We start from the raw sequence: 15,701 nt of genomic DNA on the forward strand, positions 1-15,701 counted from the left end.
CGGGGGCAGCCCGCCCGAACCACTGGGCCCGCCGCCCCCCGCTTTGGCATGATCGCTCGCGCGGCCGCCCCGCCTACGCCACAGTAGGTACCCCGGATGTTCACGTGCCGCCGTCGGGAGGTGGAGAGACCGGATGATCCTGACCGTCACGCTCAACGCGGCGCTGGACATCACCTACCGCGTGCCCCGGCTGGAGCCCCGCTCCTCCCACCGGGTGCGGGAGGTCGTCGAGCGGCCGGGCGGCAAGGGCCTGAACGTGTCCCGGGTGCTGGCGGCGCTGGGCCACGAGACCCTGGTGACCGGTTTCGCCGGCGGACCGTCGGGCGAGCGGCTGCGGACGCTGCTGGCGGAGGTGACGGAGGAGGGCCCGGTCGGGGACGCGCTCGTGCCCGTCGCCGGGAACACCCGCCGCACCGTCGGCGTCGTGGACGAGGCCGCCGGCGACGCCACCCGGTTCAACGAGCCGGGACCGCAGATCACCCCCGCCGAGTGGGACCGCTTCCTGGAGACCTACGACGGGCTCCTGCACGACGCCACCGCCGTCGCGCTCTGCGGCAGCCTGCCGCCCGGCGTACCCGTCGGGGCGTACGGGACGCTGGTGCGCGCCGCGCGCGCCGCCGGGGTGCCGGTGCTGCTGGACACCAGCGGGGAGCCGCTGGTGCGCGGCCTCGCCGCCCGTCCGGACGCGGTCAAGCCCAACGCCGGCGAACTGGCCGCCATAACGGGCACCACCGAACCGCTGCGGGCCGCGGAGCAGGTGCGGCGGCGCGGGGCGCACGCGGTGGTGGCCTCGCTGGGCGCCGACGGACTGCTGGCGCTCACCCCGGACGGCTCCTGGCGCGCCGAGCCGCCCCGGCGGCTGGCGGGGAACCCCACCGGAGCGGGCGACTCGGTGGTGGCCGCGCTGCTGGCCGGACTCGTCGAGGGGCTGCCCTGGCCGGACCGCCTGGCCCGCGCCGCCGCCCTGTCGGCGGCGACGGTACGGGCCCCGGCGGCGGGCGAGTTCGACCGGGCCGTCTACGAGGAACTGCTGCCCGGGACGAAGGTCACCGCGCAGCTGGTGGCGGCCTGAGGCCGCGGGCGGCGCGGGCCGCCGGGAGAGCGAGTGCGAGGGAGCAGTCGGCATGCCACTGGTGGGGACCGGGGAACTCGTCGCGCGGGCGCACGCGGCCGGGCACGGCGTCGCGGCGTTCAACGTGATCACCCTGGAGCACGCCGAGGCCGTCGCCGCCGGCGCGGAGGCCGCGGGTGCCGCCGCGGTCCTCCAGGTCTCCGAGAACGCCGTGCGGTTCCACGGCGGCCGGCTCGGTCCGGTGGCCGCCGCGGCGGCGGCCGTGGCCCGCGCCTCCAGCGCGCCGCTGGCCCTGCACCTGGACCACGTGGAGAGTCCCGAGCTGCTGCGCGCCGCCCCCGGCGCGGGCTTCGGCTCGGTGATGTTCGACGCCTCGAAGCTGCCCTACGCCGAGAACGTCGCGGCGACCGCCGAGGCCGTGCGCTTCGGCCACGCGCACGGGATGTGGGTGGAGGCCGAGCTGGGACGGGTCGGCGGCAAGCCCGGCGACCCGTCCCCCGGGCGCGGCCCGCTCGACGCGCACGCCCCCGGGGCGCGCACCGATCCCGAGGAGGCGCGGGAGTACGTCGCCGCCACGGGCGTGGACGCGCTCGCCGTCGCGGTGGGCAGCTCCCACGCGATGACCGAGCGGACCGCCGCCCTCGACCACGGCCTCATCGGCGAACTGCGCCGGGCCGTCCCCGTGCCGCTGGTGCTGCACGGCTCGTCCGGGGTGCCGGACGGCGAGCTGCGGCGGGCGGTCGCCTCCGGCATGGTCAAGATCAATGTGGGGACGGCGCTGAACGCCGCCCTCACCGGCGCCGTCCGCGCCTTCCTGGAGCGGGAGCCCCGGGTCGTCGACCCGCGCAGGTACCTGGCGCCGGCGCGCGAGGCCATGGCGGAGACGGTGGCGTCCTTCCTGCGGACGGTCTCCCCGGCGGGCGGCCCCGCCGGAGCCGTGCCGGCCGGGGCCGTCTCCCCCTGATCCCCGCCCCCGCGGCTCCCGGCAGGGACGGCGCGGACGGCGGGGACGGCGGGGACGGCGCGGCAGAAAGACGACGGGGGCGCGGACCGGATCCGTCCGCGCCCCCGCCCTCCGTTCCGCGTCACCTGTTGACGTGGCCTTCCTTCAGCCACACCTGGTCGATGACGAAGCCGCACTGGTTCCCCTGCTCGCAGGAGATCCTGACGGTGTTGGCGCCCTTCTTCAGGTCGACCCAGGCGAAGGTGCGCGTCCAGCCCTTCTCCCAGGCGCCTTCCTCGGCCCCGGCGAAGTTCTTCATGTTGAGGGCCTGCTGGCGGGGCTCGCCGTTGACCGTGAGCGTGGCATCGGCGTCCTTGCCGGGCACGCCGTAGCCGACGAACAGCGTGTACTTGCCGTCCTCGGGGACCTCGAAGGTCCAGTTCACCGCGGAGCCGGGCTGGTCCAGGCCCCCGACGTAGGAACCGCTCTTGGCCCGGGAGCCCTTGATGTCGCCGGCCGCGTTCGCGGCGCCCTCCAGGCGGAGGCTGGCGGCGTCCTCCTCGGGCAGGGAGGCCGGGACCTCGGTGGCGCCGTCGGCGCCCTCGTCCCTGCCCCCGGCCGCGTCCTCGGTGGCCCCGGCGGTGGGGGCCGGAGTGGCGCCCGCCCGGTCGTTCCCGGTGTCGTCGCCGTCGCTGAAGACGATCGCGGCGCCCACGCCGAGGATCACGGCCGCGACGACCGCGATGGCACCGACCAGCAGTCCGTTGTGGTTGCGTCCCCCGCGTCCCCGCCCACCGGGTCCGCCCGGAGCGCCGGCGGCGTCGCGGCGCGCGGCGGCCCGGCCGCCGGGGACGGTCTCGGGGGCCGCGTAGTGCGCGCTCGGCTGCTGCTGGCCGGCCGCCTGGTGGGGGGCCTGCTGCGTCCCCTGGGCGCCGTACCGGCGCTGCCCCACCGCGCGGACCTGGTTGTACGAGGTACGGGGAACGCCGGGCTGTTGTGGCGCCGCGCCGCCCGCGCCACCGCCCGTACCGCCCTCGGAGCGGTAGAGGTAGGCGAACGGGTCGTCGTTCTCCGGCGTGCCCGAGCCGTTGTTACCGGCGGTCATTCCGTGCGCTCCTCCATTACAGGTGCCTGCCCGGCGCAGCCTACCCCTTTCGGGGTAAAGGTCGTGGCGCCCTTGACCCTCCGGCCGCGGCGGGCGAGGAATCTCACCCGGCCCGGCGGTGGGCCTTCGAACGCGCCCTCTTCTCGATGTACATCCGCTGGTCAGCGGAGTGCAGCACCTCTTCCGCCGTCATCCCGCACCCGGCCCAGCCGATACCGAAGCTGGCCCCTACCCGCACCGCGCGGCCCTCCACCCGAATGGGCGGAAGAATCGCGTTGCGCAGGCGTACGGCCAGGTCAGCGGCATCCTCCCGGCCCAGTCCGTCCGCGAGTACAACGAACTCGTCACCACCCAGACGCGCGACGGTGTCGTTGTCGCGAACGCCACTCGACAGCCGGCGCGCGACCTCGATCAGCACGGCGTCCCCGCAGTGGTGGCCGAAGCGGTCGTTGATCGACTTGAAACCGTCCAGGTCGCAGAAGAGGACCGCCAGCCCCTTGTCCGAGGCGCCGTCGCCCGACGGCGGGACGACGTGCACGTGGTGGTCGTAGGGGTCGTAGCCGCCGGGCGGCTCGGGGAAGCCGTCCCCGAAGTCCGGGTCGAAGCCGGAGCCGGATCCGGCGCCCACGCCCGGCCCCATCTGCGCCGCGTCGGGTGCCGGCGCGGGCTTGTCGCACAGCCGGGCGCTGAGCCGGGCGCGCAGTTCGGCGCTGTTGGGCAGGCCGGTGAGGGAGTCGTGGCTGGCGCGGTGGGCGAGCTGGAGCTCGTGCCGCTTGCGCTCCTCGATGTCCTCGACGTGGGTGAGCAGGAAGCGGGGGCCGTCGGTGGCGTCGGCCACCACGGAGTTGCGCAGGGAGACCCAGACGTAGGAGCCGTCCCGCCGGGCCAGCCGCAGCTCGGCCCGTCCGCCCTCGGCGGAGGTGCGCAGCAGGGTGGCCAGGTCCTCGGGGTGGACGAGGTCGGAGAAGCTGTAGCGCCGCAGCGCCGACGCCGGGCGGTCCAGCAGCCGGCACAGCGCGTCGTTGGTGCGCACCAGCCGGCCGTTCTGGTCGCCGCCCAGCTCGGTGATCGCCATGCCGCTGGGCGCGTACTCGAAGGCCTGCCGGAAGCTCTCCTCGCTCGCCCGCAGCGCGTGCTGCTCCCGTTCCAGCCGGACCAGCGCGCGTTGCATGTTCGCCCGCAAACGCGCGTTGCTGATCGCGATGCCGGCCTGGAAGGCGTACATCTGGAGCGCTTCGCGCCCCCATGCACCCGGGCGCCGTCCGTTGCGCGGCTTGTCGACGGAGATCACACCCAGCAGGTCCCCGTCGGAGGAGTACATCGGCGCCAGGAGGAGGTCCATCGGGTGCCACTCGTCGGCGTACCGCGGCGCCGGCCCGGCGGTGTGCCACTGCGGCACGTCGTCGTCGAGCAGGACCCACGCCTCGGTGTACGGGATGAAGCGCAGCTCCCCCCAGCGCTCCCCCATCGCCAGCCTGCGCTCCCAGGCCGCCCGGGAGCCCGTGCGGCCCGCCATCATGGCCTCGGCGCCCTCGCTGCCTGCGACGGCGGCCACCACGAGGTCTCCGTCGGGCTTGACGAGGTTGACCGCGGCCAGCTCGAAGTCCATGCCCTTGACGATGCCGTCGGCGACGGTCTGCAGGGTGTCGGCCAGACTGCGGGCGGTGTTCAGCTCCGCCATGGACTGGTGGAGCTTGCGCAGGGTGGCGAGGCGCACGTAAGGCTCCGACTCGGCTTCCATCCGCCCTCCCCCTGAGACTCGAACGAGCAACTCCAGACGATTCGGGTTGTGACTTTCCGCCTCCGTCAAGCCACTGAATCACAGCGTGCTGCCCGACAGGTACACAGGGTCAACAATTGGTCCCTCATGTGACTCAAGTCACAACGGAGCGTGGGCGGATGACTGCGGTCCGTTGAGGAGCCCCACCCTGCTTCACACCCGTACCGAACGCAAATCCCGGCTCTGACCTGCGGAACGTTCAGCCAATGTACCTAGGTCCGGCCTGGGACCGGGGGCCGATGCGGCGCCGCGGCGCACCGTCTAGCGTGCGGTGTGTGCACCCGACACCACCGCAGCAGATGCCCCAGAACGTCCCCGTATCGCAGGAGGCCGCCGGCGCCCCCCATCCTGGAGGGGTGGACGAGGAGGAGTTCCGCGCCGCCATGGCGCGACTGGCCGCGGGAGTGGTGCTCGTGACCGCGCACGACCCGGAGGACGGGCCGCGCGGCGAGGACGTCGGCATGACCGCGACCTCCTTCCTCTCCGTCTCGCTGGAGCCCCCGCTGGTCCTGGTGAGCGTCCGCCAGGACTCCCGGATGGACGAACTGCTGGAACGGCAGCCGCTGTGGGCGGTGTCCGTCCTCGCCGAGGGCCAGCGCCCCATCGCCGGCCGCTTCTCCATGCGCGGCCGCGTCAGCGACCGCCTCCTCTTCCAGGACATGCCCCGCACACGCGGCACCGTCTCCGGCGCCCTCCTCGTCGACGGCGCCCTGGCCACGGTGGAGTGCCGCACCGAGCAGCGGGTGGACGCGGGCGACCACACCCTCGTGATCGGCCGGGTGCTGGCCACCTCGCTGCCGGCGGGCGCGGAGGGCGGGCCGCTGGCGTACTTCCGGGGACGCTACCGCCGCCTGGCGTAGCCCCGCACGGCCGCGCGCGGCCGAACGCCCGCCACTGGCCGGTGGGTTGACCCAGGCGCCGACTACACTGCCGTACCACGACCATGGCGCAACGTGACGGCTGACCGGGGGACGGGGGACACGGCGTGACGGGCGGACGTGACACGGGCGGTGGCAAGGACCTCTCGTACGAGGCCGAGTCACTGGCCTCCTTCAAGGGGCGGATCGACACGATCCTGAGGGAGCTGGAGGGCTCCCCCGCCTCCCACCGGCAGATCAGCAGCCAGGACATCACCCCGGACGCGTACGGGACGGGCTTCAGCGCGGCGGCGGACCTCTCCTCCCTCTACGACAAGGTCCACACCCGGCTCCAGGACCTCTCCCGCCTCTTCGGCGAGCAGTTGGAGGCCCTGGGCATCGCCACGCAGATCGTGGACAAGGGCTACCAGAACCTGGAGGCCGACCAGGTGCGGCGCTACCAGACCATCCAGGAGCGGGTGGAGGAGTACAGCCAGGCGCGGCAGGACGGCGGGAGCGGTCCGGAGGCCGAGCGGGACACCGCAGCCGACGGCGGCAGGAAGTCCGGCGACACGGACACGGACTTCGGTTAAAGGGGGCAGGAATGGCCACGGGAGAGTTCGAGGACAAGTCGCTCGGCGCACTCCGCGCGATGGTCGCGAACGCCGATCCCGGTGTGCTCGCCTCGCGGGGCGAGGCCCTCGCCAAGGCGAGCACCGACCTGGACGGCATCGGCCGCGAACTGCGCACGTACGTCGACCGCGTGGAGTGGAAGGGCGAGGGTGCCGACGCCTTCCAGGAGTGGGGGCGGCACTTCGCGCTGGAGACCATGCGGTTCGCCCTGTACGTCCGCACCCTGGGGCGGCACATGGTGGACGCCGGCCAAGCCCTGACCGAGACCAAGGCCGCCATCCCGAACCCGGAGATGTGCTACGCCGACCCGGAGAAGGACAAGGCCCGCCGGGAGGCCGAGGAGAAGCAGCGCCAAGAGGCGATCAACCAGATGAACCGGTTGTCGTCGTACTACAGGGCGGCCGGGGAGAACCTGCGGGGCGCGGAGGAGCCGGAGTTCAAGCCGCTGCCGGGTAACGCCGAGCGTCTCCCTGGGAGTTCAACCACGTCGCCAGGGGCTGCTCCCACAGGAGATACCGAACAGCGAGAAGCAAGCACCGCACACAAGGGGACCATTCCTGGTCAGGAAGCGGGAGGTGCACACAGTTCCGCCCCTACATACCACGGTAGATCTCCTATGACGGACCAGCCCGTCACCACAACCATCGACTCTGTGGCACCGCCTCCCTCCGTCGAATCACGTTCGCAGACGATCACCCCTACGCCCCCATCCCCCTCCACCGGGCCGTCCTCATTGACCCCGGGCCCGGTTCTGCCCTCCACCCCGGCCCACCGGACCGACCGAACACCTTCGTCATCTCGCAGCCCGCTCAATGGCAGGTCGACGGGCAGCAGGGGAAGCAGCATTCTGCCGCGGGATCCCAGCGGTAAGAACATCACCGGTGGGACACCCCGTCAGCCTGGTGTTCCCGCGGTTGGTGGGTCAGGCAGCACACCTCCTCGCGGGGGAAACGTCGTGGGTGGGGATCGCTCACTCACCGGACGGCCCATAAGCGGCGGCTATCCCGCAGGCACGGGTGGGGGAGCTCCGGCAAGCGGAGGTACGCATCCAGGACGCCCCGTGTCCCCACAACCTGGTGTCAATGCAGGGGCGCCACGCACGGGCAGCGGCCGCGTAGCGTCAGCGTTCACCCCTGGCGGTACTGGCCTTGTCCGGGGAGGCGCCACCTCCCCCGGTGGTACAGCACGGGCGGCCAACACGAGCCCTCCCCCAAGAGCCCGCCGAAACAACAGCGAACGCCCCGACTACCTCGCCGAGGACGAAGAGACATGGTCGGCAGGGCAGCGGAACGTGGTGCCACCGGTCATTGGTTAACTCCCGAGAAAGTGCACAGCTTCATGCGAACCCAAGCCCTCGCCCCACAGAGGCGCGCGCTGGCCGTAATGGCATTGCTGGCGGCCATGCTCGTGCATCTGGGTCTGTTCTCTCCACCCGCTGCCGCCAACATCAAGCCGGATCAGCAGTGGTATCTCGATTCCATGAGGGCATCAGAAATCTGGGATGTCACCAAAGGTGAAGGCACCACCGTTGCTGTCATCGACTCGGGAGTTGACCCGATCTCCAGTCTGAAGGGGAGGCTCCTACCGGGGAAAAGCTTTGTACCCGAAAAAGAAGTTCACTCTGATCCGACCGGCCACGGCACGACAATGGCCTCCTTGATCGCTGGTTCGGGGACGGAAAACAGCCTTCAGGGATTGGCGCCCGATGCGAAGGTTCTTCCTCTGCGGGTGAGCGATGGCAAGTTCTCGTACGGGCCCACATGGGCGACCAGGTTGACTGACGCCATCCGCTACGCCTCTGCGAGCGACGCCAGGGTCATCAACATTTCAATGGGAATGTCCGGGCTGGACAGAAGCGCGGTGACCAAGCTTCAGAAAGCAATCGATGAAGCCAATGAACGCGGGAAGCTCATTTTCGCCGCCGTTGGGAACGACGGTCGTCGGATTGACGGCACCGATTACCCGTCAGTGCTTCCGGGTGTAGTCGCTGTGGGCGCAGTCAACGAGAAGGCCACCGTAACCGACCTCTCCAACTACGGCCCCCACCTGGTCCTCTCCGCCCCCGGTGACCCCGGCGGGACCAGCCAGGCCACCGCGCTGGCCTCCGCGACCGCCGCGCTCATCTGGTCCAAGCACCCCGACTGGACCAACCACCAGGTCCTGCGCGTGATGATCGAGACGACAGGCATGTCGGAGCGGGGCGAGAAGCCGAGCATGTACCTCGGGCACGGCATCATCCGCCCCTCCAAGGTCATCGTCGACGGCCAGGGCGACCCGGGGCCGGCCGACAAGAGCCCCGTCTTCTCCAAGTACTTCGCCTCCCTCGAAGCCTCCGGCTCCCCCTCCCCCGGCTCCGACTCCGGTTCCGGGGACGACAGCCGGACGGACGGCCGGAACCAGGGGAGCGAGAAGGAAGCACCTTCCGGACCGGACTCCGACCGGAGCCAGAACGCGGCACAGGCGGACGACGACAACACCACGCTGTGGGTGACCGGCGGCATCGCCGCCGCAGTACTCGTCGTCATCGCGGCCACCATCGCCGTCATCGCCGTCCGACGGCGGGACCGGGAACGGCAACCCCGGTACTGACCCCGGCCCCGGCCCCCGAAAGACCCCGAAGGCCGACGGAGAGCCGCCCCGGCTACCCCCAGTCGCGACCGGAGCGTCCCCGCTTGACGTCGGAACGGTGCTTCTTGCTCCGCAGCCGCCGCTCGTTGATCCCGCGCGGGACCTTGCCCTTCCTGCGCGGGCGCGGGGGCGGGGCGGTGGCCTCCGCCAGGAGCGAGGCCATCCGCACGGCCGCGGCCTCGCGGTTGCGCCACTGGGAACGGTGCTCGGCGGCCCGGACGACCAGCACCCCGTCCACCAGCCGCCCGGCCAGCCGCTCCAGCGCGCGCTCCTTCCACACCTCGGGCAGCGCCTCGGTGCGTGCGAGGTCGAAGAGCAGCTCGACGCGGCTGTCGCTGGTGTTGACGTGCTGGCCGCCTGGTCCGGAGGAACGTGAGAAACGCCAGGTCAGCTCGGCCTCCGGCAGGGAGACCGAGCCGCGGATGACATAGGGCCCGGACATGACTCCCATGATCCCGCCCTTCGGGGGACGCCGTCACGGCGTTTTCGGCCCCCGGTCGGCCGCGCCCCTGCCGGGACGGCGGTGTCCGGTCCGGTGCCGATGGTAAAGAAGGCAAAGAAGCTGGAACCCCGCCGCCCCTCGCCGACGTTTGGGGGGTAGGAAGTGGACCAGTAACGGGTCAGCAGAGAACCACCACAGAAGGGCACCCCGATGGCTGTAAGCCTGTCCAAGGGCGGCAATGTCTCCCTCACCAAGGAGGCCCCCGGCCTGACCGCCGTGACGGTCGGTCTCGGCTGGGACGTCCGGACGACCACCGGCACCGACTTCGACCTGGATGCCAGCGCCATCGCGGTCAAGGCCGACGGCAAGGTCTACTCGGACCAGCACTTCGTCTTCTTCAACAACAAGTCCACCCCCGACCAGTCGATCGTCCACACCGGCGACAACCGCACCGGTGAGGGTTCGGGCGACGACGAGCAGATCAACGTCAACCTCGCCGCGCTGCCCGCCGACATCGACAAGATCGTCTTCCCGGTCTCGATCTACGACGCCGAGACCCGCAGCCAGAACTTCGGCCAGGTCCGCAACGCCTACATCCGCATCGTCAACCAGGCCGGCGGCACCGAGATCGCCCGCTACGACCTGAGCGAGGACGCCGCCACCGAGACGGCCATGGTCTTCGGCGAGCTGTACCGCCACGGCGCCGAGTGGAAGTTCCGCGCGGTCGGCCAGGGCTACGCCTCGGGCCTGGTGGGCATCGCCCAGGACTTCGGCGTCAACGTCTGAGACGGGCCCGCCCCGGCGGTTCCGCCGCATTCCGCAGGGCGCCCGGCACCGTGTGCACACGGTGCCGGGCGCCCTGCGCGTTCCGCGGGGAACGAGCCGGGGCGTCCGCCGGGCCTGCGTCCACAGCCTGTGGGTCAGGCGCCGTCGTCCCGGTGGTGGCAGGGACAGGTGCAGGTCAGGACGGTGACGCCGTCGCAGGGCGGCCCGGGGTCGGGCGGATCCGCGTGGCGGCAGGCGGGGTGCTGTCCCAGGCGGCAGGACACGGAGCGGTAGGGCTCGGCTGCCTGCCGGGCGTGGAGTTCGTCCCTGAGCCACTGCGGGGCGTGCGGGAGGGTGGCGAACCAGCGGGCGTGGTCCGGGCAGGCGTAGAGCATTCCGCCGGGGCCGGAACCGGATTCGACCACTCCGACCAGGACGGGGCGGTCGGTGAGGCGTTCACAGCGGCAGCAGGGCACCCGCCGCCCGGTCACCGAGCGGCCCCCACACGCACACCGTGGATGAGGTGCGGACCGACGTCGATGCCGTCGAGTGCCAGGGCGAGCGCGCGACGCCGTTCGCGCTGTTCGTGGGCGATCACGAACGGACGCACCAGGGGCACGTCGACGGGGGCCGGTTTGTCGGTCGTCCACCGGCACCGCCGCGCAACCGGCGCCGGCATCGCCCGACCGGTGACGAGGACGCGTGTCCTGACGTACCCGCGTCGGTGGCGGGCCACGGCCTCGGTGACGGGCGTGCGGGGCTCGCGGGGCGAACGGGGAGGGCGGGGAGGGCAGGCCCGGTGCCGCCCTCGTCCCGGCGGCGCGAGCAGCGCCCTGAGCCAATCGAGGCAGCGGCGGATAAGGTCTTTCACGTCGATCTGCTCCATTCAGGTCGGCCATGCCCCCGGACCGGTGCCAGCGGTCGCGGGGGCGCTTGGTGTGGTCGACGATACACACACCTGTATATGCCCTGCCATGGCATGACACAGATTCATCAGGCCATTCCTGCCTTCATACGGTCGGTTCATGGTGGAGATTCCCGACGGTTACGGACCCGACGACGAGATCGATCACGATGCACCGGAACCCGTCTACCTACAGCTCGCCGCCGTGCTGGTGGCCCGCATCAAGCGAGGCGACTACCCGCCGCGACGTGCCGTTCCGGGCGTGGACCGGCTGGTGCAGGAGTTCGGCATCGCTCGGGGCACCGCGCGGAAGACGCTTGTGTTCCTCGCCGAGAAGGGCATCGTGCAAACCGTCGTCGGCAAGGGTTCCTTCGTGATCGAGTCGTCACAGGAGTCCGGCGACGCCTCGGAGTGACCCGCCCCCGCCTCCGCACCGGCCGGTGGCGTGCCACCATCGCTTCCGTGCTCGACATCGGCTACTCCCTCTCCCGCCGCTTCCCCGACCCTCCGCAGACCGACTACCGCTCGGCCGACGTGCGGACGCTGCGGCACGACCTGTTCTGCGGTGACGTCTACCTCGCGGACACCGACACCGACCGGGAGCTGTCCACGGCCCGGGGGACGGTGCCGGTGCTCGACTTCGCCTGGGCGCTGTGCGACATCGCCGAGCGCCTGGACCGCGACCCGCTCGGCAGCCGCGCCTCCCGTCCCCAGCGCGCCGAGCTGGACTTCGTGGAGTCGGCCGACAGCCTCCGCTTCCTGCGCCGCTTCGGCTGGGTGGAGATCACCGCCGACTGGCTGCCCGAGGACGAGCCGCCGCTGACCGTCAACCACGGCGTGCTGCGCCGTGAGGCCCGCGACTTCCTCCACGATCTGATCGCCGACCTCATCGACATCCACGACGACCTGGGTGACAACCCCGTGATCTGGGACCTCCAGGCCCGCTTCCCCCGCGTCTGACGCCCGGCGCCGCCGCCCCGGACGGACTTGACCTCAAGGCGGCTTGAGGTCGGAGAGTGGTCACCGCCAACGGCACGACCACCCGCACATCCCGAGGGGGACCTCTCATGCACGCCGTTCGTCTGCATTCCTTCGGCCCCGCCGACAACCTCCGCCACGAGCGGGTTCCCGACCCCGAACCCGGTCCCGGCCAGGTACGGATCGCCGTGAGGGCGGCCGGGGTGCACCTGGTGGACACCGCCCTGCGCGAGGGGCTGCGGATCGGCCCCGTCCCCCTGCCGGAGCTGCCGACGATCCCCGGACGCGAGGTGGCCGGGACCGTCGACGCGGTCGGCGAGGGGACCGATCCCGCGTGGCTGGGCCGCCGCGTCGCCGCCCACCTGGGCCACGCGCCCGGCGGCTACGCCGAACTGGCCGTCACCGGAACCGAGCGGCTGCACGCCCTGCCCCACCGCCTCAGCGAGGACCACGCCGTCGCCCTGGTGGGCACCGGGCGCACCGCGATGGGCATCCTCCGCTTCACCGACCTCTCCCCCGCCGACACCGTCCTGGTGCTCGCGGCGGCGGGCGGCATCGGCTCGCTCCTCGTCCAGTACGCCCGGCACCGAGGCGCCGCGGTCGCCGGCGCGGCGGGTGGCCCGGTCAAGGTGGAGGCGGTGCGGGGGCTGGGCGCGGACCTCGCCGTGGACTACACGGAGGACGGCTGGGAGGAGCGGATCCGCGAGAAGTTCGGGGACCGTCCCCTCACCCACGTCTTCGAGGGGGTCGGCGGAGACCTGGGCCGCGCCGCCGTGACCCTCCTGGCCCCCGGCGGCACGCACCTGTCGTACGGCTACGCCTCCACCGGTTTCTCGTCCGGGGGGCAGGCCGTGCTCTCCGGCGAGGAGCAGCGGAGGCTGGGGATCACCTCGCAGTCGGTGCTGGGCGAGCCGATGTTCGACAAGGTCGGCGGGGCGGGGAACCTCAGGGTGCTGGAGGACGAGGCCATGGAGCTGGCCGCCGCGGGCGTCCTCGTCCCGCTCGTCCACCACTTCCCGCTGGCGGACGCGGCCCGCGCCCACCGCGCGCTGGAGACCCGCGGCACGCTGGGCAAGGTCGTCCTCGTCCCCTGACCCGGCACGCCGTGCCGGACCCGGTGGGGCGGGTCCGGCACGGCGCGGGACCGGGCCCTCGGGCCCGGCGGGATCGGTCAGCGCAGGTAGACGTCGGGTCGGGGCGGGGTGCTCATGCCGTGCCCGAGGAAGAAGCTCGGGTGCGGCGGCTGGTTGTAGGCGGTGTTCTGCCAGGCCAGCGCCACCCGGTACTGGGCGTCGTGGACCAGGGTGTGCAGCTTCAGGTCCGTCCGCGCGGTGGTGGCGTAGATGCGCAGCGCCGAGTTGTCGCTGTGCCGCCAGACCACCTCCTCGCGCCAGTCGCCGAACAGGTCGCCCGAGAGGACGGGCGTGGACTTGGTGCCGTTGCTGGACGCCACGCCGCTGCCGGTCAGCAGCCGGGTCTCGCCGCCGGTGCCGTACTTGTCGACCCGGGTGCCGTCGAGCAGTTCGCGCACCGGGTCACCGTCCCACCAGACCAGGAAGTTGGCCGAGGACGGGTTGCGGCCGACGTTCGCTCCGGAGGCGTCGCGCAGGTTGGTCATGTTCGGGCCCGACCCCCAGAACTCGGCACCGGGGTTGCCGGCGTGTATGTCGGCGGCCACGCCGCGCCCCGGTCCCTCCGAGCCGCTGGTGGGGGTGCGGTGGAGGACCTGGCCGGTGCGGGCGTCGTGGAGGTCGGAGCCGGGCTGGTTGCCGGACTCGTGGATGGTGAAGACCTCCAGGCCCGACCGGGACGGCACGAAGTCGCCGACGTGCAGGGCGTCGCCGTGGCCGAAGCCGGTGGCGTACATCAGGGTGCCGTTGTCGTCGATCGTGGCCGAGCCGTAGACGATCTCCTGGCGGCCGTCGGCGTCCACGTCCGCGACGGAGAGCTGGTGGTTGCCCTGGCCGTACGCGGCGCCGTTGCCGGAGGTGTTGGAGTCGAACAGCCAGCGCCGGGTGAGCTGCCCGTCGCGGAAGTCCCAGGCGGTGACGGTGGCGCGGGTGTAGTAGCCGCGGGCCGTGATCAGCGAGGGACGGGAGCCGTCCAGGTAGGCGGTGCCGGCCAGGAAGCGGTCGACGCGGTTGCCGTAGGAGTCGCCCCAGGAGGAGACGTTGCCGCGCCCCGGCTGGTAGTCGACGGTGTCCAGCGCGGCGCCGGTGCGGCCGTCGAACACGGTCAGGTACTCGGGGCCGGTGAGGATGTAGCCGCTGGAGTTGCGGTGGTCGGCGCTTCCGTTCCCGATGACGGTGCCGCGGCCGTCGCGGGTGGCGTCGGCGGTCTTCGCGGCCACCTCGGCCCGGCCGTCGCCGTCGTAGTCGTAGACCTGGAACTGGGTGTAGTGGGCGCCGGCGCGGATGTTGCGGCCCAGGTCGATGCGCCACAGCCGCTCACCGGTCAGCCGGTAGGCGTCGAGGTACACGTTGCCGGTGATGCCGGACTGGGAGTTGTCCTTGGCGTTGTCCGGGTCCCACTTGACGACCAGTTCGTACCGTCCGTCACCGTCCAGGTCGCCGGGGCTCGCCTCCACGGGGGTGTAGGTGAAGCCGGGGCGGGAGAGCGGCACGTCGAGGTGGTCGCCGCCGGTGAGGCGCAGGGAGTTCTCGGAGGCGGCCTGCTCGGTGCCGTTCACCACGGCGCGCACGGTGTAGGCGGCGTCGGCGGGCGCGCCGGAGTCCAGGTAGTTGGTGGAGTCGGTGATCGGCGAGGAGTTGACCTTCGTGCCGCCGCGGTAGAGGTTGAAGGCGACGTCGCGGCCCTCGGTGCCCAGCAGCCGCCACGACACCAGGTTGCCCGTGCCCGAACGCACCGAGACCAGGCCCCTGTCCAGGTCCTCCATCTGCTTCGCGCTGCCGGGCGGCGGGTCGACGGGGCCGGGGCCCGGGCCGCCGTCCACCCTCACCAGACGCCACTGCTGGTTGGCGCTTCCGTTGTCGGTGTACTGGGAGATCCGGGCGCCGTCGGCGGTGGACCGCTCCCACACGTCCAGCGCCTTGCCGCTGTGGCGGTTGATCAGCCGGATGTGGCCGCCGTCGGAGTCGGCGACGCGGAACTGCTGGTTGGTGCCCTGGGTGTCGGTCCACTGGACGACGTCGGCGCCGTCGGCGGTGGAACGGCCCGACACGTCCAGCACCTTGCCGCTGTGGCGGGCGGCGATCCGGTACCAGCCGTCGCCGGAGGGGAGGAACCGGAACTGCTGGTTGGCGCCGGTGCCGGGTGTCCACTGCACCACGGCCGCGCCGTCGGCGGTGGAGCGCTCGGCGATGTCGATCGCCTTGCCGCTGTGGCGGGAGATCAGCTGGTAGTAGGCGGAGGTGTCGATCTCGGCCGCGCCGGCCTCCTGCCGTGGCAGGACGACGAGCGAGACGGCCGCGAGCAGGACGGCGAGTGCCCCGGCGTACAGGGTGCGGAAGCGGGCGCGGGGGGTGCCCGGGCCGACGGGCGCGTCGGGGACTCTTCGGGTACTGCGGGCAGGCATCGCGGCTCCTTGGTGGGGGTCGAGGCGCGCTCCGGGCGTGGGAAGAGTCTTATGAAACG

15 protein-coding genes are annotated in these 15,701 nt (G+C 72.2%); 9 read left to right on the plus strand and 6 right to left on the minus strand.

What is annotated here, in order from left to right; genetic code table 11:
* Window positions 1-133: 133 nt before the first annotated feature.
* A complete protein-coding gene (locus tag ACFSJS_RS03335) occupies window positions 134-1,072 on the plus strand; it encodes a 1-phosphofructokinase family hexose kinase (protein WP_380896441.1) in 939 nt (312 codons plus the stop codon).
* Window positions 1,073-1,124: 52 nt separating this feature from the next.
* Window positions 1,125-2,036 carry a class II fructose-bisphosphate aldolase gene (locus tag ACFSJS_RS03340; protein ID WP_380896443.1) on the plus strand — a complete coding sequence of 304 codons (912 nt, stop codon included), beginning with the start codon at window positions 1,125-1,127 and terminating at the stop codon, window positions 2,034-2,036.
* 121 nt (window positions 2,037-2,157) lie between these two features.
* Here ACFSJS_RS03340 and ACFSJS_RS03345 read toward each other — a convergent pair whose 3' ends face one another.
* Together ACFSJS_RS03345 and cdgB are read right to left on the minus strand one after the other, a co-directional pair.
* A complete protein-coding gene (locus ACFSJS_RS03345; RefSeq protein WP_380896445.1) occupies window positions 2,158-3,120 on the minus strand; it encodes a carbohydrate-binding protein in 963 nt (320 codons plus the stop codon).
* 103 nt (window positions 3,121-3,223) lie between these two features.
* Complete coding sequence (cdgB, locus tag ACFSJS_RS03350; RefSeq protein ID WP_380896447.1) at window positions 3,224-4,861, minus strand: diguanylate cyclase CdgB; 1,638 nt, start codon at window positions 4,859-4,861, stop codon at window positions 3,224-3,226.
* A 338-nt stretch (window positions 4,862-5,199) separates the two neighbouring features.
* On the opposite strand from cdgB, the gene ACFSJS_RS03355 reads away from it, so the two are divergent.
* From ACFSJS_RS03355 to ACFSJS_RS03365, 3 genes are all read left to right on the plus strand, one after another.
* On the plus strand, window positions 5,200-5,760 hold the full coding sequence (locus ACFSJS_RS03355; protein WP_380896795.1) for a flavin reductase family protein: 561 nt from the start codon (window positions 5,200-5,202) through the stop codon (window positions 5,758-5,760).
* Between the two features lie 125 nt (window positions 5,761-5,885).
* Window positions 5,886-6,350, plus strand: a complete 465-nt coding sequence (locus ACFSJS_RS03360; protein ID WP_380896449.1) for a hypothetical protein — start codon at window positions 5,886-5,888, stop codon at window positions 6,348-6,350.
* Between the two features lie 1,519 nt (window positions 6,351-7,869).
* The gene (locus ACFSJS_RS03365) at window positions 7,870-8,979 is read left to right on the plus strand and encodes a S8 family serine peptidase (RefSeq protein ID WP_380896796.1); all 1,110 of its coding nucleotides are present in this window, start codon (window positions 7,870-7,872) and stop codon (window positions 8,977-8,979) included.
* Window positions 8,980-9,031: 52 nt separating this feature from the next.
* Here the strand turns inward: ACFSJS_RS03365 and arfB are convergent, their stop codons facing one another.
* Window positions 9,032-9,469 (minus strand): alternative ribosome rescue aminoacyl-tRNA hydrolase ArfB, encoded by a 438-nt coding sequence (gene arfB, locus ACFSJS_RS03370; RefSeq protein WP_380896451.1) that lies wholly within the window; start codon window positions 9,467-9,469, stop codon window positions 9,032-9,034.
* Window positions 9,470-9,670: 201 nt separating this feature from the next.
* Here arfB and ACFSJS_RS03375 point away from each other — a divergent pair, with 201 nt between their 5' ends.
* On the plus strand, window positions 9,671-10,246 hold the full coding sequence (locus ACFSJS_RS03375; RefSeq protein ID WP_380896453.1) for a TerD family protein: 576 nt from the start codon (window positions 9,671-9,673) through the stop codon (window positions 10,244-10,246).
* 134 nt (window positions 10,247-10,380) lie between these two features.
* Here the strand turns inward: ACFSJS_RS03375 and ACFSJS_RS03380 are convergent, their stop codons facing one another.
* Entirely contained in the window at window positions 10,381-10,650 is a 270-nt protein-coding gene (locus tag ACFSJS_RS03380) for a hypothetical protein (protein WP_380896455.1), read from the minus strand.
* 62 nt (window positions 10,651-10,712) lie between these two features.
* Window positions 10,713-11,111 carry a hypothetical protein gene (locus ACFSJS_RS03385; protein ID WP_380896457.1) on the minus strand — a complete coding sequence of 133 codons (399 nt, stop codon included), beginning with the start codon at window positions 11,109-11,111 and terminating at the stop codon, window positions 10,713-10,715.
* Between the two features lie 139 nt (window positions 11,112-11,250).
* Between ACFSJS_RS03385 and ACFSJS_RS03390 the strand changes: the two genes are divergently transcribed.
* The 3 genes from ACFSJS_RS03390 (at window position 11,251) to ACFSJS_RS03400 (ending at window position 13,201) form a co-directional block, all read left to right on the plus strand.
* Window positions 11,251-11,544: a GntR family transcriptional regulator gene (locus ACFSJS_RS03390; protein WP_380896459.1), complete on the plus strand. Its 294-nt coding sequence runs from the start codon at window positions 11,251-11,253 to the stop codon at window positions 11,542-11,544.
* A gap of 47 nt (window positions 11,545-11,591) precedes the next feature.
* On the plus strand, window positions 11,592-12,089 hold the full coding sequence (locus ACFSJS_RS03395; RefSeq protein WP_380896461.1) for a hypothetical protein: 498 nt from the start codon (window positions 11,592-11,594) through the stop codon (window positions 12,087-12,089).
* Between the two features lie 107 nt (window positions 12,090-12,196).
* Window positions 12,197-13,201, plus strand: coding sequence for a zinc-binding dehydrogenase (locus tag ACFSJS_RS03400; protein WP_380896463.1), 1,005 nt, complete (start codon window positions 12,197-12,199; stop codon window positions 13,199-13,201).
* A gap of 77 nt (window positions 13,202-13,278) precedes the next feature.
* Here ACFSJS_RS03400 and ACFSJS_RS03405 read toward each other — a convergent pair whose 3' ends face one another.
* Window positions 13,279-15,642, minus strand: a complete 2,364-nt coding sequence (locus ACFSJS_RS03405) for a rhamnogalacturonan lyase family protein (protein WP_465269786.1) — start codon at window positions 15,640-15,642, stop codon at window positions 13,279-13,281.
* Between the last annotated feature and the right edge of the window lie 59 nt (window positions 15,643-15,701).

The organism is Streptomyces desertarenae (genome assembly GCF_042681365.1).
In the GTDB taxonomy this organism is placed as follows: Bacteria; Actinomycetota; Actinomycetes; order Streptomycetales; family Streptomycetaceae; genus Streptomyces; species Streptomyces desertarenae.